The organism is Lutibacter maritimus (genome assembly GCF_900116115.1).
In the GTDB taxonomy this organism is placed as follows: Bacteria; Bacteroidota; Bacteroidia; order Flavobacteriales; family Flavobacteriaceae; genus Lutibacter; species Lutibacter maritimus.
Genome location: NZ_FOZP01000002.1, coordinates 444,057 through 470,708, shown reverse-complemented (window position 1 = coordinate 470,708; position 26,652 = coordinate 444,057). Strand labels below are relative to the sequence as shown.

Genomic DNA, 26,652 nt, shown 5'->3' with positions numbered 1-26,652 from the left:
ATTGACTTTTTATAGTTTAAAACCCTCTAAATATCAAGTGTTTACTTAAAAAATGAGTTGTGAGGGACTTTAACATATTTGAAGCCAATATAATGAAATGAGCATTTTTTTGTTAAAATATGTTAACAAAATAAGCAAAATACAATAATATTGTAATAATTGGACATTATTAATTAACAGAATACAAAATTTCACTTAAAAACTGATTCACATTAAAAATTGGATTTTCAGCTAACCCAAAACGCACAATAACCAATTCTTTAGAAGGAATAATAAAAACGTATTGACCTTGGTAGCCGTTGCAAGAATATAAATCTTTTGGAGCATTTGGGTAAACACCACCCACATTTAACCAAAATTGGGCTCCATATTCACCATTAGAAGTTTTAGTTGGTGTTTTTGTATAATTTACCCAAGATTCATTTAAAATTTGAGTTCCATTCCAATTGCCATTATGTAAATATAATAGTCCGAATTTTGCCCAATCTCTGGCAGTTGCCCAACCATAACTAGAACCTATATAATTACCTGAAAAATCTGTTTCAACAATCATAGAATTCATACCTATTTTATCTATTAATTCAGCATACCAAAAATCTAAATAATCTTGATGTGCTTTAAATTGATTACGAATAAAACCAGATAATAAATTGGTAGTTCCAGATGAATAATTCCAACTTTCATTTGGTTTGCCAACTAACGGTTTAGTCAGTTGTATTTTTGTCATATCTTTATCTAAAAACAACATTTTAGTAACGTCTGAAATTTTGTTATAATCTTCTAACCACTCTAAACCACTATTCATTTGCAATAAGTTATTTAGAGTTATTTTTGAACGCTCATCATTTTCCCAAGCTGGAAACAAATGGGTTTGATTTACATGAATTTTTCCTTGTTTTTCAAGTACGCCTAAAACAGCACTTGTAATACTTTTGGTCATAGACCAACCTAGTAATTTGGTATTTTTATTAAAACCATCAACATATTTTTCAGCAATAATTTGGTCTTTATAAATTACCAAAACAGCTCTTGTTCTTTTTTCTTGTTCACCTTCACAATCAAAGGCATTTTCAACGGCAAAGTCTAATAATTTATAATTTACATTACTAAATATAGTGTCTTTTTGAGGAAGATTTCCATACGGATATGGTAAATTGGTTACAATAAAATTTCTTTTAGGTTTAAATGAAATAGTTTCTTCTAAATTTTCAGGAACCAACACACATCCAATACCGTCTTTATATATAGCCTTTCTTTTTTTAAGTCCAAATACGGTTGAAGAAACGGATTTTTCTTCAAAATTTATTTCATTTTTTGCATAATAAACCGGATTAATATCATTATCTCCTTCTTCAATAGATTTTAGATCTCTTCCTGCTTCAAACGTACAAGAACAAACACTTTTTGCTGCAAAACCTGTAATAATATTTAAACGCGGATAATTAAAAACAACTACTGCAATTAGTATTATAACTATAGGAAGTATTCCGAATTTGACTATTTTTTTCATTAATATTTAATTTTATCACCCCTAAAAGTAACATTTATTTTGTTAGTTCAAAAAAAGATTTTACTTTTGTTAACCATTTGGTTAAACCATATAGTTAATTTAATGAAAAAAATAAAAGACACAACAACCGAAACATCTATATTAAACGCCGCTAAAACTATTTTTGAAAAAAAAGGAATGGACGGCTCAAGAATGCAGGAAATTGCTGATGAAGCAGGCATAAATAAAGCATTACTCCATTACTATTATAGAAATAAACAACAATTGTTTGAAGCTGTTTTTAAAAGTGCCTTTAATTTATTAGCACCACAAATGCATAAAATACTAAACGACGATTCTTCGGTTTACGATAAAATAAGAAGCTTTACTAGCAACTATATTTCGTTTGTAATAAAACACCCGTATTTACCAAATTTCATTATTCAAGAATTAAATAAAAACCCAGAATTTGCCATCAATATTTTAGCAGAAAACAAGTTTCCAAATATTGAAAAATTTAAAAATCAAATTTCTGAAGAAGTAGCAAATGGAACTATAAAACCCATAAAAGCAGATCAATTATTTATCAATATTCTATCCTTAAATATTTTCCCATTTATAGCTGCTCCGTTGCTTAAAGGATTTTTAGATTTAAGTAAAGACGATTATAATTTAATGTTAGAATACAGAAAAACAGAAGTCGCCGAATTTATAATAAACTCCATAAAAGTTTAAATTATGAAAAAAACAATCACATTTGTAATTCTTTTCGTTTCGTTTTACGCAATTGGCCAAGAAAAATTACAGTTAACGGATTTATATAAGTTATTAAATACAAATTATCCGTTAACACAACAAACAACACTTTTAGAAAAACAACATCAGTTAGATTTAGAAGTTATTAATACTGAAAATTTACCAAAATTAGAATTTGCTGCACAAGCAACTTATCAATCAGATGTAACACAAATTCCTATTGTAATTCCAAATTCTACCATTGAACCGCCAAATAAAGATCAGTACAAGGCAACAATCTCTGTAAATCAATTAATTTATGCTGGCGGTTTGGTGAAAGCATCATCTGAAGCAAAAACAGCTGCTTTAAAAACCAATTTAAAACAAGTTGAAGTCAATTTATATCAGTTGAAAAAACAGGTAAATCAACTGTATTTTTCTATTTTATTTCAACAAGAAAAAAAGGTGTTACTCAATTCTAAAAAAGAATTGTTAGAAGCCAAATTAAAAGAAGTAAAAGCCGGTGTAAAATACGGTGTTTTATTACCTTCATCAGACAGTGTTTTAGAAACTGAATTGTTAAAAATCAATCAACAATTTATTGAAATTGAATCAAACAAAATAAGTTTATTTCAATCACTTTCTAATTTAGTTGGGACAGAAATCTCTTCAAACAAAACGTTAGAAAATCCACAAACAATTACTGCAGAAAATAACGAAATTAACAGACCAGAATTGGACTTGTTCCAACTAAAAAAAGAACAAATTGATAATACCGAAACGGTCCTTTCTAAACAAATTGCTCCAAAACTATCAAGTTTTGCAACTGGTGGTTACGGAAATCCAGGATTAAATGCTTTAGATAATTCATTTCAAACTTTTTATATGGTTGGTGTTAAATTAAACTGGAACGTTTTTGATTGGAACGCCAACAAAAAACAACGCGAATCTTTAAAAATAAACAAAGAAATTATTGACACAGAAGAAGCCGTTTTTAAACTAAACACAAACATTGAATTAGACCAAAATAAAGCCGAAATTGAAAAAATTTCAGCATTTATACCCAATGATAATTTAATTATACAATTACAAAAAAACATTTTAAAAACTGCTGAATCGCAATTAAAAAATGGTGTAATAACTGCATCTGCATACATCACAGAATTAACAAATTTATATGAAGCAGAAAACAACTTAAGCACACATAAAATTCAATTATTACTAGCGCAAACAAATTACAATACAACTAAAGGAAATTAAATTATGAAGATTATAAATAATATAATAGCAGCGGGCTTTATTACAATTGCATTAATTTCTTGTAACAACAACAATAAAGCAGATGGTTATGGTAATTTTGAAGCTGTTGAAATTACAGTTTCTGCAGAGAATAACGGAAAATTAACATTATTTTCTGTTGAAGAAGGACAAACTATTACAAAAGGAGAAATTGTTGGTTTAATTGACACCATTCCTTTAGCGCTTAAAAAAGAGCAACTAATGGTTTCAAAAAACATTATTTCATCAAAATCCAGCGGTGTTTTATCACAAATTAGTGTTTTAAACGCGCAATTAAAAACTGCAAAAATATCTCAAAATAGAATTCAAAATTTGATAAAAGAAAACGCAGGAACACAACAACAGTTAGATGACATCAACGGTAAAATTGATGTTATAAATCAGCAAATTAGAAGTGTTGAAATTCAAAATGCGCCAGTTGTCAATGAACTAAAAAGTATTGATGTCCAAATAAGTCAATTAGAAGATCAACTGCAAAAAAGTTTAATTACCAATCCAATTAACGGAACCGTTTTGGTAAAATATGCCGAGCCAAATGAAATTACTTCTTTTGGAAAACCGCTATACAAAATTGCAGATGTAAGTACCATGCAATTAAAGGTGTATATCAGTGAAAAACAATTAGCTTCCATTAAAATTGGACAAAAAGTAATTGTAAAAATTGACAGTAATAAGGATTTAAAAAATTACGAAGGAACTATTTCTTGGATTTCATCGGAAGCTGAGTTTACACCTAAAATAATTCAAACAAAAGAAGAGCGAGTAAACCTTGTTTACGCAGTAAAAGTGAACATACAAAACGATGGAAGTTTAAAAATTGGTATGCCTGCTGAAATGTGGATTTCAGAATAATTTTCTAAACATACGTCAACTTGAACTTAATTCAGGTTCTCATCAAGATTAGGAAAGAAATTGTGAAATTCAGAATCAAGTTCAGAATGACGAAATTTTTCCATAAAAAAATTAATAAATATTTTCGTGAAACATTTACATAAAATAGCATCCCTACTTGCCTTTTCCATTGGAATTATGTCCGTAATTGCAGGCTCAAAAGTATTGTTTCGCATTGCTACAAAAAACTATACAGTGCTTAACTGGTTAGTTATTTATAATGTAATTTTTGGGTTTATATCAATTGTTGCAGCATATTTAATTTGGACAAAACATATATTTACTAAAAAAGTTATTGCTTTTGTTCTAACATCTCATGTGCTGCTACTCATTTATCTCAATTTTTTAAATGAAACTGTAGCTTCAGAAAGCATTTATGCCATGGTTTTTAGAGTAAGTGCCTGGAGTATAATTGCACTTATTACTTTAAATTTTAACACCTATAAAAAATGAGTATTTCTGTACAAAATATCAGTAAATCTTTTAAAGACAAAACCGCTTTAAAAAACATTTCTTTTGAAGTACAAGAAGGTGAATTATTTGGTTTAATTGGTCCAGATGGAGCAGGAAAAACAACACTTTTTAGAATTTTAACCACGCTTCTTTTTGCGGATAGCGGAACTGCAACTGTCGCCAATTTTGATGCCATTAATGATTATAAAAAAATTAGAAACAATGTTGGTTATATGCCAGGGAAATTCTCATTATATCAAGATTTAACCGTGGAAGAAAATTTAGAGTTTTTCGCAACTATTTTCGGGACAACCATAGAAGAAAACTACGATTTAATTAAAGATATTTATGTTCAAATAGAGCCTTTCAAAAACCGTAGAGCAGGAAAATTATCTGGCGGAATGAAACAAAAATTAGCCTTATGTTGTGCATTAATTCACAAACCAAAAGTGTTGTTTTTAGATGAACCAACTACAGGTGTTGACCCAGTTTCTCGAAAAGAATTTTGGGAAATGTTAAAGCGTTTACAAACCAAAGGAATTACCATGTTAGTTTCTACGCCGTATATGGATGAAGCTGCTTTGTGCGATAGAATTGCGCTAATTCAGGATGGTAAAATTTTAGAAATTGATACACCACAACACATTGTAAAACATTATCCAAAAACCATTTATAATGTTAGCGCAAACAATATGTACCAATTGATTAATAGTTTAAAAAATTACGAACATAATTATAGTGTGTATCCTTTTGGTGAATTTGTGCATTATTCCGATAAAAGAAATGATTTTAATCCAACAGATTTAAAACTATACTTAGAAAAACAGCAGTTACAAAACATACAAATAAGTAAAACGGCAGCAACCATTGAAGATACTTTTATGGAATTGGCTAAATAAATAATACGTCACTTCGAGTGATTTTTGCAAAAAATTATATCAAGAAGTTCTCGATATTTCGGCTAAAGCCTCAACTTGAACTGACGAAAAGCATTAAAAATGAAAGAAGATACTGTAATAATAGTAGAAAATTTAACCAAAAATTTTGGAGATTTCACTGCCGTAAATAATATTTCCTTTGAAGTTAAAAAAGGTGAAATATTTGGGTTTTTAGGAGCAAATGGTGCAGGAAAAACTACCGCAATGAAAATGCTGATTGGTATTTCAAATCCAACTTCAGGAAATGCACAAGTTGCTGGTTTTGATGTGTATAAAAATCCAAATGACATCAAAAAAAATATTGGATATATGAGTCAGAAATTTGCGTTGTATGATGATTTAACAGTAAAAGAAAACATCACCTTTTTTGGCGGAATTTATGGTTTATCGCGTAAAAAAATTGAAGAAAAAAGATGTCAATTAGTTGAGGAATTAGGTTTGCAAGAAATCGTAAATGAATTGGTTGGCTCACTACCATTAGGTTGGAAACAAAAAATATCCTTCTCTGTTGCTTTATTACACAACCCGAAAATTGTTTTTTTAGATGAACCAACTGGTGGAGTTGATCCAATTACACGTCGCCAGTTTTGGGAAATGATTTATAAAACCGCACACGAAGGAACCACCATTTTTGTAACTACACATTATATGGATGAAGCGGAATATTGCGATCGGGTTTCCATCATGGTAAACGGTAAAATTGAAGCGTTAAACACTCCAAAAAAATTAAAAGAACAGTTTAAAACCTCAACTATGAACGACGTATTTTTAAAATTAGCCAGAGGATGAAACGATTTATAGGATTTATAAAAAAAGAGTTTTACCATATTTTTAGAGATAGACGCTCATTGTTTATACTTTTTGGGATGCCAATAGCTCAAATTATGTTATTTGGATTTGCTATAACCAATGAAATTAACAATGTTAATATCGCTATTTTAGATCATTCAAAAGATGAGACAACAAAGGAAATTATTCATAAAATAGCATCTTCAAAGTATTTTACAATTACAGCATCAATTTTAAATGAAACTGAAATTGAAACCGCCTTTAAAAAAGGACATGTAAAAGCGGTACTTATTTTTGAAAAAGATTTCAGCAAAAATTTAGGCAAGGAAAACAACGCTACAGTTCAAGTAATTGCAGATGCAACAGATCCAAATACAGCAAATACAATTAGTAATTATGTAAGTGCAATTTTACAAAATTATCAACAACAAATTAATGTAGCTGTAAAAACTTCGTATCAAATAATACCAAAAACCCGAATGGTTTTTAACCCTGAACTTAAAAGTGTTTTTATGTTTGTACCAGGAGTTATGACCATTATTTTAATGTTGGTTTCTGCAATGATGACTTCTATTTCTATAACTCGCGAAAAAGAATTAGGCACTATGGAAATCTTGTTAGTTTCGCCTTTAAAACCATTTCAAGTAATTATTGGCAAAGTTGTTCCATATATTTTTCTATCTATTATAAATGCCATTGTAATTGTATTATTGGGGATTTTTGTTTTTAATATGCCGGTTCAGGGAAGTTATTTTTTACTAGCTGCAGAAAGTGTTTTATTTATCATTACGTCCTTATCATTAGGTATTTTAATTTCAACTATTTCAGCGTCACAACAAACAGCTATGATGATTTCATTAATGGCTTTAATGTTGCCAACAATATTACTTTCTGGGTTTATTTTTCCGGTTTCAAGTATGCCGCTTCCACTTCAGATAATTAGCAATATTGTACCTGCAAAATGGTTTATCATCATTCTAAAAGGAATTATGTTAAAGGGTGTTGGAATTCAATTTATTTGGAAATCGACATTAATTTTAGTGGGTATGACCTTGTTTTTTATAGGTTTAAGTGTTAAAAAATATAAAATACGATTAGAATAATGAAAACCATTCTATTTATCATCCAAAAAGAATTCAAGCAAATCTTTAGAAATAAAGGAATGTTACCAATTATATTTGTGTTACCAATTTTACAATTGGTGATACTTTCTAATGCAGCTACTTTTGAAATAAAAAATATTAAATTTTCGTATATAGATAATGACAAAACTTCCTTTTCAAGAGAATTAATTCAAAAATTTGATGCTTCCACCTATTTTAATGTACTTACCGATTTTCCTTCAAATAAATTAGCTAGCGAAGCTATGTTAAAAGGTGATGTTGATGTAATTTTAGAAATTCCCGAAAATTTTGAGCGAGATTTAGTGAAAAATCAATCAACAGATTTATCGGTAACTATTAATGCTATTGATGGCGCTGCAGCTGGCGTAGAAAATGTGTATATCAATCAAATCATCAAAGATTTTAACAAAAAAGCGCAGGTAAAATTAGTACAACCTTTTAACCAAATTAACAAACCCATAAATATTACAAGCATACCTTCATTTTGGTATAATGAAACCTTGAATTACAAAACATTTATGGTACCCGGAATTTTAGTTTTATTAGTGACTATGATTACGCTTTTTCTATCCGGAATGAACATTGTTCGCGAAAAAGAAATTGGAACTTTAGAGCAGATAAATGTAACGCCTATAAAAAAACATCAGTTTATCATTGGAAAATTATTCCCCTTTTGGATAATTGGATTTGGCTTATTAACTATTGGGTTAATCATTGCAAAACTGTTATTTAATGTTCCAATAGTTGGTAGTATTTTTCTACTATATTTTTTTACTTCTATTTATTTGTTAGTAATTTTAGGTATCGGATTTTTTATTTCAAATTTTACAGAAACCCAGCAACAAGCTATGTTTATTTCGTGGTTTTTTACAGTAATTTTTATTTTAATGAGCGGACTTTTTACACCTATTGAAAGTATGCCTGTTTGGGCACAATATATTACCGAATTCAACCCAATTAAATACTTTGTTGAAGTCATGCGTATGGTGATGTTAAAAGGTTCAAACTTTACCGATATAGTTCCACAATTTACAAAAACATTGGCGTATGCAATTATTATGAATGGTTTGGCGGTAATTAGTTATAAAAAGTCAACGTAGTTTATTTCAATTTTGTAATTTTGTATTTAGAATCATTCTAAAAAAGAAAAATGATAGATATTGATAAAGTTAGAGCCGATTTTCCAATTTTAAAAGAAACAATAAACGGAAAACCATTAGTTTATTTTGATAATGCAGCAACAAGTCAAAAACCACAAGTGGTAATTGATAGCATTGTAAACTATTATAGCACTATAAACTCAAATATTCATAGAGGTGTTCATACTTTAAGTCAAAAAGCTACCGATGCTTATGAAGAAGCTCGTATAAAAATTCAAAAACATTTTAACGCTAAAAATAGCTACGAAATAATTTTAACAGCCGGTACAACACATAGTATTAATATTGTTGCTACTGGTTTTACTTCGCTTTTAAATAAAGGTGATGAAATTATTGTTTCAGCACTTGAACATCACTCAAATATAGTTCCTTGGCAAATGTTATGCGAGCGAACTGGCGCTATTTTAAAAGTAATTCCCATGAATTTGGATGGTGAATTGGTAATGAGTGAATATGACAACTTATTATCAAACAAAACCAAATTAGTTTTTGTAAATCACGTTTCCAATGCTTTGGGAACCATTAATCCTATTGAAGAAATTATTGAAAAAGCACATAAAGTTGGTGCGGCTGTTTTAATCGATGGCGCACAAAGTTGTCCACATTTAAAACCCGACGTTCAAGCGTTGGATGTAGATTTTTATGTGGCTTCTGCTCATAAATTGTGTGGCCCAACAGGTGTTGGAATGTTATATGGAAAAGAAGCATGGTTAAACAAGCTTCCTCCATATCAAGGTGGTGGCGAAATGATTAAGCAAGTCACTTTTGAAAAAACTACGTATGCAGATTTACCTCATAAATTTGAGGCTGGAACGCCAAATATTTGTGGAGGAATTGCCTTTGGAACTGCTTTAGATTATATGAACTCCATTGGTTTTGATAATATTGCAGCCTACGAGCATGAACTGTTAGAATATGCTACCAAAAAATTATTAGAAATTGAAGATTTAAAAATTTACGGTACTTCCAAAAATAAAACTGCTGTAATTTCTTTCAATATTGGTAATATTCATCCCTACGATATTGGTTCAATTATAGATAAATTAGGTATTGCTGTTAGAACAGGTCATCATTGTGCACAACCAATAATGGATTTTTATAAAATTCCTGGAACAGTAAGAGCTTCATTCTCATTTTACAATACTTTTGAAGAAATTGATATATTTATATCTGCTTTAAAAAAAGCAAAAATGATGTTGCGTTAATTATTTAACACTTTTTTACTTATTGTTATTTATACTTGTTTTATTGAGTTTCTCATAACTTTTTTAGTATTTTTTTTATAAACTAATTTGGTTGTTAACATTTTTTTAATATATTCGACAATCTTTATTTTAAAGATTTCGTCCTATTATTAACTAAAATCAAACTTAACAATGAAAAAAATTATTCTATTCTTTGCTTTTGTAGCATTAGTATTTGTTGCTTGTCAAAACAACTCAAGTGAAGTTGTTCCTACTCAAGAAAGTGCAGAAATTGACATGAGTGACTTTTACGTGTACACCGATGATGACTTATCATCAAGATCAACAGAAAATTCAGCCGGAGACAAATGCTACAGTATGAAAGTTCTGAATGAACAGTTAAAAAACAATCCAGGTTTAGAAAAAAAGATGTACAATATTGAAAAACATTCAAGAACTGTAATCTCTTATAAAGGTAAACCAAGCAATCCAGGTGGTGGTGGAGGAACTACTCCAACTCCTTATACTGGAACTATAAATATACCTGTATATGTTTATGTGGTTTACGCAAATTCATCTCAAAATATTAGTGATGCACAAATAAACTCACAAATTTCAGTTTTAAATGCAGATTTTAATGATACAAATTATAATGATGTTCCTGCCGAATTTCAAGGAGTTGGCGCAGATGTAGATATCAATTTTTCATTAGCTGTAGTAGATAGAAAATCAAACTCAACAGCATCTTGGGGAACAAATAATGCTGTAAAAAGTGCGTATCCTGCAGTACCAGGTTATTTAACTATTTGGGTTGCAAACATTGGTGGGGGAATTTTAGGTTATGCACAATTTCCAGGTGGAGCAGCATCAACAGATGGTGTAGTTATTTCTCCTCAATATTTTGGAACAACAGGAACAGCTACAGCACCTTTTGACAAAGGAAGAACTGCAACTCACGAAGTTGGACATTGGTTAAACTTACGCCACATTTGGGGTGACGGAAGATGTAAGCAAGACGATTTTGTTGCTGATACACCAAGTTCTGATGGACCAAACTATGGATGCCCATCATACCCAACAGTAAATTGTCAATCAAACGACATGACAATGAACTATATGGATTATACAGATGATGCTTGTATGAATATGTTTACTGAAGGTCAAAAAGATAGAATGAGAGCAATATTTGCTACTGGAGGTGCTAGAGAAAGTTTTGTACAATAAAAATACTGAATAACATTATTAAAAAAGGAGCTTTAAAAGCTCCTTTTTTGTATTTTAAATATCTATTTCAATGAAAACATTCTTAAATTTAATAATAGTTCTTTTTTCACTTTCAACCTCCTGCGAAAGCCAAGAGGTTAATCAAAAAATACATATAAATTATAAAGCACAAACAAGAGGATTTTTATATAAAATCTCTTTAAATAATAACGTTTTAGAAATAGACAATAACGGAACACTAAAAAGTAAAATCCTAAATAGCCAACAATTCTCAGAAATTGAAAAATTAGTATTCAATATAAATTTTGATGAGATTAAAAACAACATTTCAATAGATGATTTAGCTGTTGATAAGGCAATTGAAGGCGTGTTTGAAGTAAAAATTAATAGTAAAACACATCTATTGAACTTAAATCACAACAATCTTCCTGTCAAAATCGAAGAATTATTTAGTCAATTAGAACGTTATTTAGAATGATTTATTTCCTTCCAAAATCGGCTGGAATTTCACCCCAAGCTTTCGTTTCCCATTTTAAAATTCGGGTAGTGTAGTTATTTTCTTTCAGCCATTTTTCAGCTCGTTTCACCAAATCAAATAATTGCTGATTTTCAGAAGAAATAGGTAAATTAGTTCTGCACTGACCATTTTTAACCCAACTCATGGCAATTTTAGAATCGGAATATAAAGGATAATTTAGGTTTTTCTGTTTTAAATAACCTAAACCGTGTACCAAAGCTAAAAATTCACCAATGTTATTGGTCCCTTTTTCAAACGGACCTTGTATAAATAATTGTCGCTTTGTTTCAGAATCTACTCCGCGATATTCCATTTTCCCTGGATTTCCAGCACAAGCTGCATCAACTGATAATGAAGGAAATTTAGGTTTTCCAAACTTTTTTAATTCTTCAGAGGAAAGTAGTACTTTTTTTGTATCCTTTCCTTTATAATCTTCATATCTCCCTTTAAATGCATCTTCAGCTTCTACTTTAGAAACAAATGCTTTGTATTGTGCACCTTTAAAATTATCTATTTGTTTTTTACAAGTATCCCAAGAATTAAAAACTCCTTTTTTGTGCCCTTCCCAAACAACATAAAACTTTTTTTTAGCCATAATATATTAATGTCCTACAATAACTTCTTCAATAACTTTTGGAAAATATTTATACTCTAATTCGTGTATTTTTTCCGCTACATCATTAGCAGAATCCGATGGTAATACGTTAAATCGCTCTTGAAAAATGATGGCTCCTTCATCATAATTCTCATTTACATAATGAATTGTAATGCCAGTTTCGGTTTCTTTGTTTGCAACAACTGCATTGTGTACATGCATTCCGTACATTCCTTTTCCACCATATTTTGGCAATAATGCAGGATGAATATTGATAATTTTATTTGGAAAAGCTTCAATTATTTTTGATGGAATTTTCCATAAAAAACCAGCTAAAATCACATAGTCTGCATTGTTTTTTAATAAATTTAAAATAACATCAGAATCATTTAACATCGCCCTGTCAAAATATAAACTATTTATTTCTAACCTTTTAGCTCTTTCAAAAACTTTAGCTTCCTTCTTGTTACATAAAATTTGAACAACAGAAATTAAATTGCTATTTTTAAAATACTTAATTATATTTTCAGCATTAGAACCAGATCCGGAGGCGAGAATAACAATACGAGTCATAAAATTTAAACTAAGTTGTATCGCAAATAAAACAAATAATTAGTAACTTATTCCGTTAAAATACAAAAACTTTATCTATTTTTATTCTAAATAAATCATCTTTTACAATTAAAAGATTTTGATTTAAATAAAGTTTTATATTTTTGCCGAGTAATTAAATTTAAAAATTAAAGAATTATGTCAGACATTGCATCAAGAGTAAAAGCCATTATCGTTGATAAATTAGGCGTTGACGAAAATGAAGTAACAACAGAAGCTAGCTTTACTAATGATTTAGGAGCAGATTCACTTGATACTGTTGAATTAATCATGGAATTCGAAAAAGAATTTGATATTCAAATTCCAGACGATCAAGCAGAGAACATTGGAACTGTTGGTCAAGCAATTAGCTATATAGAAGACGCAAAAAAGTAAATTTTATATGGAAATTAAACGAGTTGTAGTAACTGGACTTGGGGCATTAACACCTATTGGAAATAATGTTGAACAATATTGGAATGGACTCATTAACGGAGTTAGCGGGGCTGCTCCAATAACTTATTTCGATGCATCCAAGTTCAAAACTCGTTTCGCATGTGAGCTCAAAAATTTTGATGTCACTCAGTTTATTGATAGAAAAGAAGCTAGAAAAATGGATAGGTTCACGCAGTATGCCATGGTTGCATCTGACGAAGCTATTTTAGATTCTAATTTAAACATTGAAAATCTTGATAAAGACAGAGTTGGCGTTATTTGGGGCGCAGGTATTGGTGGTTTAGAAACTTTTCAAAATGAAGTTTTAAACTATGCCTCTGGTGATGGTACGCCAAGGTTTAATCCTTTCTTTATTCCAAAAATGATTGCAGATATTGCGCCAGGTCAAATTTCTATTAAATATGGATTTAGAGGTCCAAATTTTGCAACCGTATCAGCTTGTGCATCATCATCAAACGCAATTATTGATGCTTTAAACTATATTCGTTTAGGATATGCAGATGTTATGGTATCTGGTGGTTCTGAAGCAACTATTACCATTGCTGGAATTGGAGGATTTAATGCATTACAGGCGCTTTCAACAAGAAATGATGATCCTGCAACCGCATCAAGACCTTTTGATAAAGATAGAGATGGATTTGTTTCGGGCGAAGGAGCCGGAGCTTTAATCTTAGAAGAATATGAACACGCCAAAGCAAGAGGAGCAAAAATTTATGCTGAAATTGCTGGAGGCGGTTTATCTGCAGACGCATATCATATAACTGCTCCGCATCCAGATGGATTAGGTGCCAGAAATGTGATGCTTAACTGTTTAAAAGATGCTGGTTTAAAACCAGAAGATGTGGATGCTATTAACATGCACGGAACTTCAACTCCATTAGGAGATATTGCTGAAAGTAAAGCAATTTTAGAAGTTTTTGGTGAACATGCTTACAAGCTAAACATCAATTCAACCAAGTCAATGACTGGTCACTTATTAGGTGCTGCCGGAGCTGTAGAAGCTATTGCATCTATATTAGCTATAAAAAACGGAATTGTACCTCCTACAATAAATCATTTTACTGATGATGACCAAATTGACAGTAAATTAAACTTTACGTTTAACAAAACTCAAAAACGTACTGTAAATGTTGCCATGAGTAATACTTTTGGCTTTGGAGGGCACAACGCTTGTGTACTGTTTAAAAAACTAGATTAACACAACTGAATGAATTTCATTCGAAAAATTATTAATACTCGCACAAAAGATGACGAGGCTTTTTTTGCTGATTTAAAAAAAATAATAGGATTCACTCCTAAAAATATTTCCTATTATAAAAAGGCATTTACTCACAGATCTATAAAAGAGTTTGATGAAGAAACTGGAAATCCGGTAAACTATGAACGATTAGAATTTTTAGGTGACGCTATGTTAAGTGCCGTTATTGCTGCTTACTTATTTAATGAAGTTCCATCAGGTGATGAAGGATACCTAACTCAAATGCGATCTAAAATTGTAAGCCGAGAACATTTAAATGAACTTGGTAGAGATTTAGATTTACTCCGTTTTGTTAAAAGCAATATTGCAAGATCTAAATTTGGAGAAAACATTCATGGAAATATTTTTGAAGCATTGGTTGGAGCTATTTATTTAGATAGAGGTTATAAATACTGCAATAAATTTATTGAAAAAAGAGTAATTACTCCTTACGTTGATGTTCCAAAACTAGAAGGAAAAATTACCAGTTATAAAAGTTTATTTATTGAATGGTGCCAAAAACAAAAAAAAGAATTTGTATTTGATGTGTATGAAGATACGGGTAACGACACTATAAAACATTTTAGTGTAAAACTTTTTTTAGATGGAATTTTAATTGCAAAAGGGCGAGCAACCTCAAAGAAAAAAGCAGAAGAAACAGCATCTAAAAGAGCTTATTTTGTTTTTCAAAAAGAATTATCTAACTTATAATCAATACAAATCGAATACGATTTCGTAAATTAATTAGTTACTATAATTAAACAATAGTACTTTTGTCCCTATTTATATTCATTCTTGATATGCAACTATTAACGTTTGATTTTGAAGATGATTATTCCCTAATTGGAATTCATTCTACTGAAGAAGATTACAAGTTAGCTTATTTGTTAAATAAGCACTTAAAAACAAAATTTAATAGATGTAAACAACATTTAGATTTTAAAAATTCCAATGCTGAATTTCCCTTGTTTGAATATAAAGATGAACATAATTTTATGAATTATTATTTAATTAACAACAAACATATTCAATATGTAAACTCTAATGAAATGGGCGGTTTATTTGGTGGTAACTACAGCACAACTTCATATTTAATTCCCGAAAAAAAAAACGTAGACTTTTTTTTAAAAATTGAAGGTGGAGATCACGAAAATTACATTCAAAAAACAATAAATAATTTAAAAAAAATTAATCAAATTATAACGTCCTATTCAATAGAACTTAATACTTTAAAAACAAAAGATCACCTTATATTTTAATTATGGCAGAAAATAGAAAACGCACCAAAATAGTAGCAACATTAGGGCCAGCAATTGGCACAGAAACTCTTTTAGAAAAGATGATGGAGTCTGGTGTAAATGTATTTAGAATTAACTTTTCGCACGCAGATTATGAAGATGTTAAAGAAAGAGTTAATTTTATTAGAGCAATTAATAAAAGAAGAAATTTTAACGTAGCTGTATTAGCAGATTTACAAGGACCTAAATTACGTGTTGGTGTAATGCAGGATGATGTATATTTAAATGAAGGTGATGTATTTACATTTACAACCAACAAATGTGAAGGAACTAAAGAAGTTGCCTTTATGACCTATCAAAGTTTTCCTATGGACGTTCAAGTTGGAGAACATATTTTAGTTGATGATGGTAAATTATTATTTGAAGTTACTCATACAGATAGAGACAGCAAAGTTGTAACAAAGGTATTACGCGGCGGTCCGTTAAAATCTAAAAAAGGTGTTAACTTACCAAATACAAAAATTTCTTTACCCGCATTAACAGAGAAAGATATTAAAGATGCTATTTTCGCAATGTCTATTGAAGTAGATTGGATTGCCCTTTCTTTTGTTAGAACTCCTGAAGATCTTATTCAACTTAAAGATTTAATTAAAGAGCATTCAACACATAATATTCCAATAATTGCTAAAATTGAAAAACCAGAAGCAGTTGCAAACATTGATAAATTAACAGCTTATTGTGATGGTTTAATGTGTGCTCGTGGAGATTTAGGAGTGGAAGTTCCTATGGAAAAAGTGCCTTTAATTCAAAAAAGATTGGTACTAAAGGCAAAAAAAGCACACATTCCAATTATTATAGCTACGCAAATGATGGAAACTATGATAACCAATCAGGTACCAACAAGAGCAGAGGTAAATGATGTAGCAAACTCAATTATGGATGGTGCAGATGCTGTAATGTTATCTGGAGAAACTTCTGTTGGAGAATACCCATTAGAAGTTATTAAACAAATGCGTAAAATTATTGAAAGCGTTGAAAACTCTCCACTAATTTCCGTTCCAGACCATTATGTACAATGCATAAATGAGCGTTTTATATCAAACACTATTTGTCACCAAGCAGCTTTAATGGCAAATTCTATAAATGCTGAAGTAATTACAACATTAACTGATTCGGGTTATACTGCTTTTCAAATTTCATCTTGGAGACCAAAATCAAATATTTTAGTTTTTTCTTCAAACAGAAGAATTTTAGCAATGTTAAACTTACTTTGGGGAGTTAAAGGTGTGTATTATGATAGATTTGTAAGTACAGACCAAACTATTGAAGATATTAATAATTTAGCGCATGAACGTGGGTATTTAAACCAAGGAGATTTTGCTATCAATATTACTTCAATGCCAGTAAAAGAAAGAGGTATGGCAAATACCATGAGAGTTACAGAATACAAAAAGAATTAATAGCTTTTTAATATAGCTTATATAGCCAACAATATTAAAAAATGGGCTTTAGCAAATTTGCTAAAGCCCATTTTTTAATATCTATAAATTTAAATTATATCTTCAAAAGATAATTTAAATTATACTTAAATAAGTAAAATAAAATTCCCAAAACAATTTGTTTAAAAAAAAACAAAACCTGTATCTTTGGAACTTATTTTTAGTAATTATATTATGGATAGAAGAAAGTTTTTTAGAAACGGTTCACTTTTTGCCTTAGGCACTTCACTATTAAACACTTTTGATTTAGAAGCAAAACAAATTGATTTTGATACTATAAAAAAGAATAAAATAGCTAAAAATATTATTATAATTATTAGTGATGGTATGAGTATAGGAACTTTAAATATGACCGACTTATACCTTTCAAGAAAAAATGGTATCGGAAGTAATTGGCTACAATTATATAAGGAAAATAAAATATCTAGAGCTTTAATGGATATGGCTTCAGCCAACTCTATAGTAACTGATTCAGCAGCAGCAAGCTCATCTTGGGGTGGTGGGTATAGAATTAACAATGGAGGATTAAACGTAGGCGTAAATGGAGAAAAATATTTACCTATTTGGCAAAAATTTAAAAAAGCTGGTAAAATGGCTGGCTGTGTAACAACCGTGCCAATCACGCATGCTACTCCTGCAGGTTTTTGTGTTAACAGTTCATCAAGAAATGACCAAGAAGGTATAGCAGAAAAATATTTAGATAATAATTTTGATATAATGATGGGCGGTGGAAATAGCTATTTTTCTTCAGAACATCGTAAGGATAAAGTGGATTTATATCAAAAATTCAGCAACAATGGTTATCAAATTGTAAAAACAAGAAAAGAAATGTTAAATACCAGTAATAATCTACCAATACTGGGTGTTTTTTCTGATAGCGGATTACCTTATACAATAGACAGAAATAACAACAACGAATTGCATGAAAAAATTCCAACACTCGGTGAAATGACTCAAAAAGCCATCGACAGAATGAAAGGGCATCCTAATGGTTTTGTTTTACAAGTTGAAGCAGGAAAAGTAGATTGGGCTGCACATGGAAATGATATTGCTGGTTTAATTTTTGATCAAACGGCCCATGATGAAGCAATAAAAGTAGCAATCGATTTTGCTGAAAAAGACAATGATACATTAGTTATTATTACTACAGATCACGGAAACTCTAATCCGGGTGTTATTTCTGGAGAAAAAGCAAACGATAATTTTGACACAATTCAAAAATACAAACATTCTAATGATTGGATTTTAAACGGCTTTGGTAAAGAAACAACAATTTCACAAATAAAAGAACGAATAGAATATGCAAATAATTTTAGCGTAAGTGAAGATGAAGCAAAATTAATTTTAAGCTATTATAATAACCTTAAATCTGAAGATGGTTTATATAACAATAAACACCTGCCCTTTAAAGTGTTAGCCGAAATACAAAAAAAGCATAATTCTGTAAGCTGGATCAGCCAGCACCACTCATCAGATTATGTTGAATTGGCAATGTTTGGACCAGGTAGTAACCTATTAAAACCATTTATAAAAAATACAGACTTACACTACTTAATGTTGGAAGCTGCTGAAATAGAAAATAAATTTTAAATTATTCTTTTTTAATTAATAAATAATAATCATTTTCTAACGGTAAATAACCTTGATCATATAAATAAAAATAGGTATTCCCGGTTTTTGTAGTGTAAATTGAAGTAAAATAATTAAAATCAAAATTACCATCTAATAGTTTAGTTCTAGTAACTTTTGTTTTACCCGATTCATTTAAATCACTCAATATTTTATGATTTTTCCGAAGGCGATTATTAATATTTCTAATTAAATTTTTACTCTCTTTGTTTACTTTGTTATTGTAAGAGTTTCTACAATAATCTGAACAAAATTTTTTATCAACCCTTCCATTTAAAGGTTCATCACACTCTAAGCACTTTTTTTTCATAGCTTTTGCAATCTTTTTATTTTAATCGTCAATTTTTACGTTTCCCCAATTTTCTCCAGATTTAATTCTATACAATTGCATCTCTGAAATTCCAAATTGCTTAGCAATTAAACGCATTCTGGTTCTTCTATTAGGGTCAAATATTTTCTTTTTAATCATTCTAACTCTACCTTCCGTAAGTTTAGAATAGGTTCGCTTACCAATTTTTTTCTTGTGAATTGGGTTCTTTTTATTGTGTTCATTTAATTCTGCCCTATTCACCCATTTCAAATTATCAGCTCTGTTATTTAATTTATCAAAATCTAAGTGAATTACAAAGTTTTGGTCTTCTCGTTTTTTACAATAAATCTCAGCTACAACTCTATGAATATAGCTAGATGATGTGTTTTTGTTTCCTTTTTTTCGAATCCAAAATGAATCATACCCTCCAATTAATGATGTTTTAGAAAGTTCCCATTCCTCCTCACCGGCTTTTCTTCTTTTAACGCGCCCGTAATTAGATATCATCAACTCATCATCAGCACTCCATTTTTCATTAAAATAGGGCGTCCAAGTTTCCTGTCTAAAATTAACAATCATTTTTCTAATTTTTAGTGTGTAGTTTATCAAATATACGAAAAAATATCCGTGTACAAACGACTACAAACATTTACATACGAAAGTAAACATATTACAACCGAATATAATTTAAAACATACACAATATTTGCACTGTTGAATTGAACGAATGACATTTAACATAATTAAAACCTTATCTTATGAATACGTTAAGAAACAAAGTACAACTTATTGGAAACTTAGGAAACAAACCAGAAATAATAACATTAGATTCTGGAAAAAAATTAGCAAAATTTTCAATGGCTACAAATGAAACATACAAAAACGCACAGGGCGAAAAAGTAACTGAAACACAATGGCACAATATAGTAGCGTGGAATAAAACTGCTGAAATAGCTGCACAATATTTAGAAAAAGGACGTGAAATTGCTATAGAAGGTAAACTTACATCTAGAAGTTATGATGATGTAAATGGGGTGAAAAAATATATTACTGAAATTGTTGTAAGTGAAATGCTTTTGTTAGGCAACAAGTAGTAGGAATTTTGCCGTGAAAAAAAATGAGTGCTAATTGGCACTCATTTTTTCATGTACTAACAAAAAAACAGAGTAAACATGTACGAAAATTATAAAAAAAGATAAAAAACAGTATTAGAAAAAAAATGATTAATTTTTTATAAATAATCTAATAAAAAAATAAAAACTATCATAAAAACAAGCTAACAACTCATAAAAAACCAATAATAATTAAAATACATGTCATAATTACAGTAATAATATGCAAAATATAGCATTATAACCATACAATTAAATCATTTACCTAACATATATAATTATTCAATTTTAAACATAACTAATTATTTTTTAATGATTTATGTACAGTAAATCAAAAATATTACTATTTTAGCATTAAAAATTAAGGAGTTTTACTAATTCAAATATTGCATAATAAAAATTATATGTGTAGTTTTGTTCCCTAATTGTAATAACACAAGTTTATTAACCTATTTAAATTTTAAAGAATATTAATTAAAAAGTTACAAAATGAAACATTTAAAAAAATTGTCGGTAGTTCTGATGATGACTACCCTATTCAGTGTTAGCTTTACATCTTGTATTGACAACGAAGTCTCTCCAGTTGTAGAAGCTATTTACGAAGCTCAAGCTGATTTAATTGCTGCACAAACTGCAGTACAAAATGCTGAAGCATCTTTATTAGCTGCGCAAGCACAAGCAGAACAAGCGCAAGCTGCTTATTTAGAAGCGCAAGCTCAAGTTGCTCTATCTCAAGCTGCTGCAATTGATGCAGAAACAGCTGCACAAGAAGAAGATACAGCTTATATGGCTTTAGTACACGAACAACAAATGATGTTATTAGTTGCTCAAACAACAGCTAATGTTGCTGCTCAAGAAAATGCTGCTGCAATTGCACAAGCTAATTTTGAACTTCAAATGGCAAATTTAATGGCTCAATTAGAAGCTGCTGGTGCGCAATTAGCTACTCAGTATGCTTATGCTTATGCAAGTGCTATGAATACTGCTAATAGTATTTTAGAAGACAAATTAGATGCTGAAGCTGATTTAGCTGCTGCAAACCTTTTCTTAACTTATGATGGAAGTAACTATGTTTCTTCTGCATATTATTTAGCTCAAATGGAAGCTGCTGTTGCTAATGCTGTAGCTGAGAAAGCTAGCATTGAAACTGCAATTGCTGATATGGAAGCTTACATTGCTAATCCTTCAACTCCAGAAGCTATGGTTTCTGCTTTAGAAGCTGATAGTGATGATTTACAAGCTCAATTAGATGCTTTAGCTATTACTATGCAAGAGCAATACAACAAAATCATGGCTATATATGATCAAAACGGCGTAAGAAATGAAGTTGTTGACAGATATATGGAAGCTTTAGGTGATTTAGAAGATGCTCAAGAAGACAAACAAGATCGTGAAGACTGGATTGATGCTGCTAATGATGATATCGCTTTATGGGAAACTCAATTAGCTGATTATCCAGCTGCTTTAGCTGCTTTAGAAACTGCTGTAGCTGATGCTGAAGCTGCTGTAGCTGCTGCTGAAGATGCATTAGAAGCTGCTGAAGATGCTCAAGATATTACTGCTGATGCTTTAGCTGATGCAAACACTGCTTTAGCTGATGCAAACACTGCTTTAGCTGATTTAAATACAGAATTAGCAGGATTAAATACTTCTTACCAAGATGCTATTCAAGATTTAGCTGATGAAACTGCTGCTTACGAAGCTGGTTTACCAGCTGCTGAAGCTGACTTAGCTACTGCTGAAGCTAATTTAGCTGCTGCTCAAGCTGACTTAATTGCTGCTCAAGCTGATTATGATGCTAAAAAAGCTGCTTTTGAAGCTGACCCTACAGGTTTTGTATGGGAAGGAGGAGCTAATGGTGCTGTAGGTTTACATGCTGATGCAACAACACCTACTGATTCTTACAGAGTTGTAAATGCTACTGATAATGGCGTTGATGCTTTAACTTTAACTGCTGGTGCAGGTTTAAACGTAACTGGATCTTATGCTACATATGCTGCATTCTTAGCTGATGCAAGTGCTGGTGCTTTAGCTCCTGGTGACTACTACAATGTAGGTGGTGATGATATTGCTGCTGGAACTAAATCAGATCGTTTAGAAGCTGCTGCTGATGTTTTAACTGCTGCAATTGATGCAATTGAGCCATTAGAAGACGCTGTGGCTGTTGAACAAGATATCGTTGATAATTTTGGAGATGCTTTAGCTGCTGCACAATTAGTTTACGATCACCAAAAAGATTTATACGAAAATCAATTAGCGCTAGTTGCTGCTGCTGAAGCTGTAGTTGATGCTGCTCAAGCTGATGTTGATGCTGCTATCATAGCTAATGATGACGCTCTTGATGCAATTGCTGATGCAACAACTGATTTAGCTGACGCTAACACTGATTTAACTGATGCTGATGCTGATTTAACTGCTTTTGAAGCTACTACTGAAGAAGATATCCAAGGATGGATTGATGATGCTAATGATGATATCGCTGATTGGACAACAGAAATTGCTGCTATCCAACCTATCATTGATGCTAAACAAGCTGTTGTTGATGCTTTACAAGCAGAATACGATGAGTATGTTGCTAACACTGGTTATTTAAGTTCATTATATGCTGACTTACACGCAGAAATTATCGCTGAATGGCAAGTTTACTGGTCATTAGAGCAACAAGAAACTGCTTTAAATAATGAGTTAGACTTAAACGAAGACTTAATTGATGCTTATACTTCTGGAAATTTAGATGATTTAGCTGATGATTTAGCTGATTTACAGTCTGATTTAGAAGATGCTATGTATGACATCGAAGTTGCTCAACAAGCTTTAGCTTCTGCTCAAGTTGATGCTAATGCTGATGTTGCTTATATTGCTTACTTAGAAGCTAAAATCGCTACTTTAACTGCAAGACATGCAAATGCTTTAGCAATTGCTGCTAAATACAAAGCATTAATGGATGCTGCTTTAGCTAGCTAAAAAATTCTTTAGGAAACTAAAAAAAGGGCTGCAAAAACAGCAGCCCTTTATTAAACAAAATAAGAACTCTTAAAGAACTAAAACATATGAAAAAATATTTAATTTTATGCTTTATTTTTGTGTTAGCACTAAGTGTTAATGCTCAAGATAAAGATTCAGACCACGTTTGTAAAGAAGATCCTTGTAGTCATGCGAATATATTCGCACCACAAAAAGGAGACTTTACAGCCGCTATGGTTTTTGGACGAGGAGCATATCTAAATGGTGGTTTAGTTGTACCTAATTCTTATCCTAGTACTGTTGATGGAACGTCACCTTACGATAATACCGTAAATGCGAACAGCAATAGTATTACAAACATGATAGGAGCTGAAGGTAGATATTACGTTGGTAATAAATTTGCGCTAACACTTAGTGGTGGGGCAATTATGCGTAATACACCTGCAGTATTAGCTATTCCTGGAGTACCAAATTCAAGTGTTCCTGCGTATGCTGCTGTTGATTCTTCTGAAAATATTGATGTTACAGCTACTATAGGTGGACAATGGTTATTTAAAACAAAAAATGATAGATTATTTCCTTATTTAGGATTTGCTTTACCATTTGATTATGCAAGACAATCTTTGTATGATCCAACTGTAACTGTTGACAACTTAGGGAATGTTACTATTACTGATTTAGGTGCTCGTCACGCAGATATTACTGCATTTGGTGTACAAGCTGTTGCTGGTGTTGATTATTATGTTGCTAAAGATGTATTCTTTGGTTTTGATATTAAACCAGTTTCATACACTTATGCTGTTAGTGTAAAAACTCCAGGTCCAGGATTAATGAATCTTGAATCTGAAAACAATACTGTTTCTTTCTTTGCTCAATTTTCTTTCAAACTTGGGTTTAAATTCTAACTTGTAGATTATTATAAGAAACTAAAAAGAGGCTATTTTAATAGCCTCTTTTTTTTTAGTAATTCATTGATAACTGAATGCGTTTTCTTGAAATATCTACAGCTATTACTTTTACTATAACTTGTTGATGCAATGCTACAATTGAACTTACATCACTCACAAATGTATCAGACAAGTTAGAAACGTGTACCAAACCACTTTCTTTAATTCCAATATCAACAAAACATCCAAAATTAGTTATATTATTTACAATTCCTGGCAATAGTTGTCCTTCATGCAAGTCGTTAATAGTTCTAATATTTTGGTTGAATGTGAAAACTTTAGCTGTTTTACGTGGATCTAAACCTGGCTTTTCCAACTCTCTTATAATATCTTTTAAAGTTGGTAAACCGATTGTTTTTGAACAATATTTTTGCAACTCAACCTTTTGAAGAACTTGTTTATTTCCAATTAAATCAGAAACATTTAACTTTAAATCTTTGGCAATTTTAGTAATTACTTCATAACTTTCAGGGTGAACTGCAGAATCGTCTAGAGGATTCTTTGCATTTTTAATTCGTAAAAACCCTGCACCTTGTTCAAAAGCTTTATCACCTAATCTAGGAACTTTTTTAATTGCATCTCTAGAAGTAAAAGCGCCTTTTTCATTTCTATGCTTCACAATATTCTCTGCCAATTTAGGTCCAATTCCAGAAACATAACTTAGTAAAGAGGCACTTGCCGTATTTACATTAACTCCCACAGAATTTACACAACTTTCAACAACGGAATCTAAAGACGTTTTTAGTTTAGTTTGATCAACATCATGTTGGTATTGACCAACGCCAATAGATTTGGCATCAATTTTAACTAATTCAGCCAAAGGATCAGCTAGGCGACGACCAATTGAAACGGCTCCTCTAACAGTAACATCGAAATTGGGAAATTCATCTCTTGCAATTTTTGACGCCGAATAAATACTTGCGCCAGCTTCACTTACCACAAAAACCTGCACATCTTTATTAAAACGCATTTTTCTAATTAGCTGCTCCGTTTCACGCGAAGCAGTTCCGTTGCCAATAGCAATGGCTTCAATTTTATACGCATCTACTAAACTATTAATTTTTTTCATTGCTCCAATAGCGTCGTTTTTTGGAGCGTGCGGATAAATAGTTTCATTATATTCTAAACCACCTTGTGAGTTTAAGCAAACTACTTTGCAGCCGGTTCTAAAACCTGGGTCAATTGCTAAAATATTTTTTTCACCCAGTGGTGCACCCAATAATAATTGCTGTAAGTTTTTTGCAAAAACTAATATGGCATTTTCATCGGCTTTTTCTTTTGATGCGTTTAAAATTTCATTAGATAATGCTGGAAATAACAAACGTTTGTAAGAATCTTGAATAGCTAATTTTATTTGCTGTGTACAAACATTGTTGGAATTAATAATTCTGTCTTCAATTTTAGCTACAGCTTTTTCATCATCAATTTGTATTTTAACACGAATAAAACCTTCTTTTTCTGCTCTTAAAATTGCTAATAACCGATGTGATGGACAACGATTTAAAGTTTCAGACCAATCAAAATAATCTCTAAACTTTTGTGCTTTTTCATCGTCTTCTTTAGCTTTTACAACCTTTGTATTAATGCTTGCAAATCTATCTAACTGATAACGTATATTGTTTCTAACATCAGTGCGTTCGTTAATCCATTCTGCTATAATAAAACGCGCTCCTTCTAGAGCAACATCTATGCTTTCAATCTCACTATTCAAATATTTTTCAGCAATAGAATCAATATCTGTTGCGCGCTGACTCATTATAATTTTAGCTAAAGGTTCTAAGCCATTTTTACGTGCAATTTCAGCTTTTGTATTGCGCTTCTTTTTATATGGCAGGTATATGTCTTCTAAAACGGTTAAATCTGTTGTAGCTTCAATTTTTTGTTTTAATTCATTAGTCAAAACCTCCTGCTCTTCTAATGTTTTTAAAATAGTTGCTTTTCGCTTTTCTAACTCTTCAAATTGAGCTTTAAATTTAACAATATCACCAATTTGAACTTCATCTAAATTTCCAGTTCGCTCTTTTCTATAACGTGAAATAAATGGAATGGTACAATCTTCATTTAAAAGTTGTACTGTATTTAAAATACTATTCGTTGAAATTTGAGTATTACTAGCTATATAAGATATTAATTGCATGTTATTAATTTTATTTATGCAAAGATATTATTAACAAAATTAAATAGTGAATTATAAATAAATTAGAATCTAATAAAATTAAAAATACGATAAATGACGTATATCTTATAGCTATAAAATAACATACATTTAAAA

The 26,652-nt window shown here is 30.7% G+C and carries 26 protein-coding genes; 20 read left to right on the top strand and 6 right to left on the bottom strand.

What is annotated here, in order from left to right:
* Positions 1 to 169 precede the first annotated feature (169 nt).
* The gene (locus BM335_RS05320) at positions 170 to 1,510 is read right to left on the bottom strand and encodes a serine hydrolase domain-containing protein (protein ID WP_090223944.1); all 1,341 of its coding nucleotides are present in this window, start codon (positions 1,508 to 1,510) and stop codon (positions 170 to 172) included.
* Positions 1,511 to 1,612: 102 nt separating this feature from the next.
* Between BM335_RS05320 and BM335_RS05315 the strand changes: the two genes are divergently transcribed.
* From BM335_RS05315 to BM335_RS05265, 11 genes are all read left to right on the top strand, one after another.
* A complete protein-coding gene (locus BM335_RS05315) occupies positions 1,613 to 2,224 on the top strand; it encodes a TetR/AcrR family transcriptional regulator (RefSeq protein ID WP_090223943.1) in 612 nt (203 codons plus the stop codon).
* A 3-nt stretch (positions 2,225 to 2,227) separates the two neighbouring features.
* Entirely contained in the window at positions 2,228 to 3,484 is a 1,257-nt protein-coding gene (locus BM335_RS05310; RefSeq protein WP_090223941.1) for a TolC family protein, read from the top strand.
* A 3-nt stretch (positions 3,485 to 3,487) separates the two neighbouring features.
* Positions 3,488 to 4,375: an HlyD family secretion protein gene (locus BM335_RS05305; protein ID WP_090223939.1), complete on the top strand. Its 888-nt coding sequence runs from the start codon at positions 3,488 to 3,490 to the stop codon at positions 4,373 to 4,375.
* A 126-nt stretch (positions 4,376 to 4,501) separates the two neighbouring features.
* Entirely contained in the window at positions 4,502 to 4,867 is a 366-nt protein-coding gene (locus BM335_RS05300; RefSeq protein ID WP_143102383.1) for a hypothetical protein, read from the top strand.
* The gene (locus BM335_RS05295; RefSeq protein WP_090223935.1) at positions 4,864 to 5,766 is read left to right on the top strand and encodes an ABC transporter ATP-binding protein; all 903 of its coding nucleotides are present in this window, start codon (positions 4,864 to 4,866) and stop codon (positions 5,764 to 5,766) included. The genes BM335_RS05300 and BM335_RS05295 overlap by 4 nt, the downstream gene beginning before the upstream one ends.
* Positions 5,767 to 5,865: 99 nt before the next feature.
* Entirely contained in the window at positions 5,866 to 6,594 is a 729-nt protein-coding gene (locus tag BM335_RS05290) for an ABC transporter ATP-binding protein (RefSeq protein ID WP_090223933.1), read from the top strand.
* Positions 6,591 to 7,697: an ABC transporter permease gene (locus BM335_RS05285; protein WP_090223931.1), complete on the top strand. Its 1,107-nt coding sequence runs from the start codon at positions 6,591 to 6,593 to the stop codon at positions 7,695 to 7,697. The genes BM335_RS05290 and BM335_RS05285 overlap by 4 nt, the downstream gene beginning before the upstream one ends.
* On the top strand, positions 7,697 to 8,818 hold the full coding sequence (locus BM335_RS05280) for an ABC transporter permease (RefSeq protein WP_090223928.1): 1,122 nt from the start codon (positions 7,697 to 7,699) through the stop codon (positions 8,816 to 8,818). The genes BM335_RS05285 and BM335_RS05280 overlap by 1 nt, the downstream gene beginning before the upstream one ends.
* Positions 8,819 to 8,868: 50 nt before the next feature.
* Positions 8,869 to 10,083 carry an aminotransferase class V-fold PLP-dependent enzyme gene (locus BM335_RS05275; RefSeq protein ID WP_090223926.1) on the top strand — a complete coding sequence of 405 codons (1,215 nt, stop codon included), beginning with the start codon at positions 8,869 to 8,871 and terminating at the stop codon, positions 10,081 to 10,083.
* A 171-nt stretch (positions 10,084 to 10,254) separates the two neighbouring features.
* On the top strand, positions 10,255 to 11,286 hold the full coding sequence (locus tag BM335_RS05270; protein WP_090223924.1) for a zinc metalloprotease: 1,032 nt from the start codon (positions 10,255 to 10,257) through the stop codon (positions 11,284 to 11,286).
* 70 nt (positions 11,287 to 11,356) lie between these two features.
* Complete coding sequence (locus BM335_RS05265) at positions 11,357 to 11,764, top strand: hypothetical protein (RefSeq protein WP_090223922.1); 408 nt, start codon at positions 11,357 to 11,359, stop codon at positions 11,762 to 11,764.
* 1 nt (position 11,765) lies between these two features.
* Here BM335_RS05265 and BM335_RS05260 read toward each other — a convergent pair whose 3' ends face one another.
* Complete coding sequence (locus BM335_RS05260; RefSeq protein WP_090223920.1) at positions 11,766 to 12,398, bottom strand: ribonuclease H1 domain-containing protein; 633 nt, start codon at positions 12,396 to 12,398, stop codon at positions 11,766 to 11,768.
* Between the two features lie 6 nt (positions 12,399 to 12,404).
* The gene (gene purN / locus BM335_RS05255) at positions 12,405 to 12,971 is read right to left on the bottom strand and encodes a phosphoribosylglycinamide formyltransferase (protein WP_090223917.1); all 567 of its coding nucleotides are present in this window, start codon (positions 12,969 to 12,971) and stop codon (positions 12,405 to 12,407) included.
* A gap of 177 nt (positions 12,972 to 13,148) precedes the next feature.
* Here purN and BM335_RS05250 point away from each other — a divergent pair, with 177 nt between their 5' ends.
* The 6 genes from BM335_RS05250 (at position 13,149) to BM335_RS05225 (ending at position 19,009) form a co-directional block, all read left to right on the top strand.
* The gene (locus tag BM335_RS05250) at positions 13,149 to 13,385 is read left to right on the top strand and encodes an acyl carrier protein (RefSeq protein WP_089380648.1); all 237 of its coding nucleotides are present in this window, start codon (positions 13,149 to 13,151) and stop codon (positions 13,383 to 13,385) included.
* A 7-nt stretch (positions 13,386 to 13,392) separates the two neighbouring features.
* Positions 13,393 to 14,643 carry a beta-ketoacyl-ACP synthase II gene (fabF, locus tag BM335_RS05245; protein ID WP_090223915.1) on the top strand — a complete coding sequence of 417 codons (1,251 nt, stop codon included), beginning with the start codon at positions 13,393 to 13,395 and terminating at the stop codon, positions 14,641 to 14,643.
* 9 nt (positions 14,644 to 14,652) lie between these two features.
* Positions 14,653 to 15,393 (top strand): ribonuclease III, encoded by a 741-nt coding sequence (gene rnc / locus BM335_RS05240; RefSeq protein WP_090223912.1) that lies wholly within the window; start codon positions 14,653 to 14,655, stop codon positions 15,391 to 15,393.
* A gap of 89 nt (positions 15,394 to 15,482) precedes the next feature.
* On the top strand, positions 15,483 to 15,941 hold the full coding sequence (locus BM335_RS05235; protein WP_090223910.1) for an IPExxxVDY family protein: 459 nt from the start codon (positions 15,483 to 15,485) through the stop codon (positions 15,939 to 15,941).
* A 2-nt stretch (positions 15,942 to 15,943) separates the two neighbouring features.
* Complete coding sequence (pyk, locus tag BM335_RS05230) at positions 15,944 to 17,380, top strand: pyruvate kinase (protein ID WP_090223908.1); 1,437 nt, start codon at positions 15,944 to 15,946, stop codon at positions 17,378 to 17,380.
* 213 nt (positions 17,381 to 17,593) lie between these two features.
* A complete protein-coding gene (locus BM335_RS05225) occupies positions 17,594 to 19,009 on the top strand; it encodes an alkaline phosphatase (RefSeq protein ID WP_090223906.1) in 1,416 nt (471 codons plus the stop codon).
* Position 19,010: 1 nt separating this feature from the next.
* Here BM335_RS05225 and BM335_RS05220 read toward each other — a convergent pair whose 3' ends face one another.
* The gene (locus BM335_RS05220) at positions 19,011 to 19,358 is read right to left on the bottom strand and encodes a hypothetical protein (RefSeq protein ID WP_090223904.1); all 348 of its coding nucleotides are present in this window, start codon (positions 19,356 to 19,358) and stop codon (positions 19,011 to 19,013) included.
* 21 nt (positions 19,359 to 19,379) lie between these two features.
* Positions 19,380 to 19,937, bottom strand: coding sequence for an HNH endonuclease (locus BM335_RS05215; protein WP_090223901.1), 558 nt, complete (start codon positions 19,935 to 19,937; stop codon positions 19,380 to 19,382).
* 178 nt (positions 19,938 to 20,115) lie between these two features.
* On the opposite strand from BM335_RS05215, the gene BM335_RS05210 reads away from it, so the two are divergent.
* The 3 genes from BM335_RS05210 to BM335_RS05200 all read left to right on the top strand — a co-directional run bounded on the left by BM335_RS05210 (position 20,116) and on the right by BM335_RS05200 (position 24,338).
* Complete coding sequence (locus BM335_RS05210; RefSeq protein WP_090223899.1) at positions 20,116 to 20,451, top strand: single-stranded DNA-binding protein; 336 nt, start codon at positions 20,116 to 20,118, stop codon at positions 20,449 to 20,451.
* A 507-nt stretch (positions 20,452 to 20,958) separates the two neighbouring features.
* A complete protein-coding gene (locus BM335_RS05205) occupies positions 20,959 to 23,433 on the top strand; it encodes a hypothetical protein (protein ID WP_143102382.1) in 2,475 nt (824 codons plus the stop codon).
* Between the two features lie 86 nt (positions 23,434 to 23,519).
* Positions 23,520 to 24,338, top strand: a complete 819-nt coding sequence (locus tag BM335_RS05200; protein ID WP_090223894.1) for a BT1926 family outer membrane beta-barrel protein — start codon at positions 23,520 to 23,522, stop codon at positions 24,336 to 24,338.
* Between the two features lie 55 nt (positions 24,339 to 24,393).
* Here BM335_RS05200 and BM335_RS05195 read toward each other — a convergent pair whose 3' ends face one another.
* On the bottom strand, positions 24,394 to 26,517 hold the full coding sequence (locus tag BM335_RS05195; RefSeq protein ID WP_090223892.1) for a Tex family protein: 2,124 nt from the start codon (positions 26,515 to 26,517) through the stop codon (positions 24,394 to 24,396).
* Positions 26,518 to 26,652 lie beyond the last annotated feature (135 nt).

Coding starts and splice junctions, on each gene's coding strand:
- BM335_RS05320 (WP_090223944.1), bottom strand. CDS start 1,510: ATGAAAAAAATAGTCAAATTCGGAATACTTCCTATAGTTATAATACTA.
- BM335_RS05315 (WP_090223943.1), top strand. CDS start 1,613: ATGAAAAAAATAAAAGACACAACAACCGAAACATCTATATTAAACGCC.
- BM335_RS05310 (WP_090223941.1), top strand. CDS start 2,228: ATGAAAAAAACAATCACATTTGTAATTCTTTTCGTTTCGTTTTACGCA.
- BM335_RS05305 (WP_090223939.1), top strand. CDS start 3,488: ATGAAGATTATAAATAATATAATAGCAGCGGGCTTTATTACAATTGCA.
- BM335_RS05295 (WP_090223935.1), top strand. CDS start 4,864: ATGAGTATTTCTGTACAAAATATCAGTAAATCTTTTAAAGACAAAACC.
- BM335_RS05290 (WP_090223933.1), top strand. CDS start 5,866: ATGAAAGAAGATACTGTAATAATAGTAGAAAATTTAACCAAAAATTTT.
- BM335_RS05285 (WP_090223931.1), top strand. CDS start 6,591: ATGAAACGATTTATAGGATTTATAAAAAAAGAGTTTTACCATATTTTT.
- BM335_RS05280 (WP_090223928.1), top strand. CDS start 7,697: ATGAAAACCATTCTATTTATCATCCAAAAAGAATTCAAGCAAATCTTT.
- BM335_RS05275 (WP_090223926.1), top strand. CDS start 8,869: ATGATAGATATTGATAAAGTTAGAGCCGATTTTCCAATTTTAAAAGAA.
- BM335_RS05270 (WP_090223924.1), top strand. CDS start 10,255: ATGAAAAAAATTATTCTATTCTTTGCTTTTGTAGCATTAGTATTTGTT.
- BM335_RS05265 (WP_090223922.1), top strand. CDS start 11,357: ATGAAAACATTCTTAAATTTAATAATAGTTCTTTTTTCACTTTCAACC.
- BM335_RS05260 (WP_090223920.1), bottom strand. CDS start 12,398: ATGGCTAAAAAAAAGTTTTATGTTGTTTGGGAAGGGCACAAAAAAGGA.
- purN (WP_090223917.1), bottom strand. CDS start 12,971: ATGACTCGTATTGTTATTCTCGCCTCCGGATCTGGTTCTAATGCTGAA.
- BM335_RS05250 (WP_089380648.1), top strand. CDS start 13,149: ATGTCAGACATTGCATCAAGAGTAAAAGCCATTATCGTTGATAAATTA.
- fabF (WP_090223915.1), top strand. CDS start 13,393: ATGGAAATTAAACGAGTTGTAGTAACTGGACTTGGGGCATTAACACCT.
- rnc (WP_090223912.1), top strand. CDS start 14,653: ATGAATTTCATTCGAAAAATTATTAATACTCGCACAAAAGATGACGAG.
- BM335_RS05235 (WP_090223910.1), top strand. CDS start 15,483: ATGCAACTATTAACGTTTGATTTTGAAGATGATTATTCCCTAATTGGA.
- pyk (WP_090223908.1), top strand. CDS start 15,944: ATGGCAGAAAATAGAAAACGCACCAAAATAGTAGCAACATTAGGGCCA.
- BM335_RS05225 (WP_090223906.1), top strand. CDS start 17,594: ATGGATAGAAGAAAGTTTTTTAGAAACGGTTCACTTTTTGCCTTAGGC.
- BM335_RS05220 (WP_090223904.1), bottom strand. CDS start 19,358: ATGAAAAAAAAGTGCTTAGAGTGTGATGAACCTTTAAATGGAAGGGTT.
- BM335_RS05215 (WP_090223901.1), bottom strand. CDS start 19,937: ATGATTGTTAATTTTAGACAGGAAACTTGGACGCCCTATTTTAATGAA.
- BM335_RS05210 (WP_090223899.1), top strand. CDS start 20,116: ATGAATACGTTAAGAAACAAAGTACAACTTATTGGAAACTTAGGAAAC.
- BM335_RS05205 (WP_143102382.1), top strand. CDS start 20,959: ATGAAACATTTAAAAAAATTGTCGGTAGTTCTGATGATGACTACCCTA.
- BM335_RS05200 (WP_090223894.1), top strand. CDS start 23,520: ATGAAAAAATATTTAATTTTATGCTTTATTTTTGTGTTAGCACTAAGT.
- BM335_RS05195 (WP_090223892.1), bottom strand. CDS start 26,517: ATGCAATTAATATCTTATATAGCTAGTAATACTCAAATTTCAACGAAT.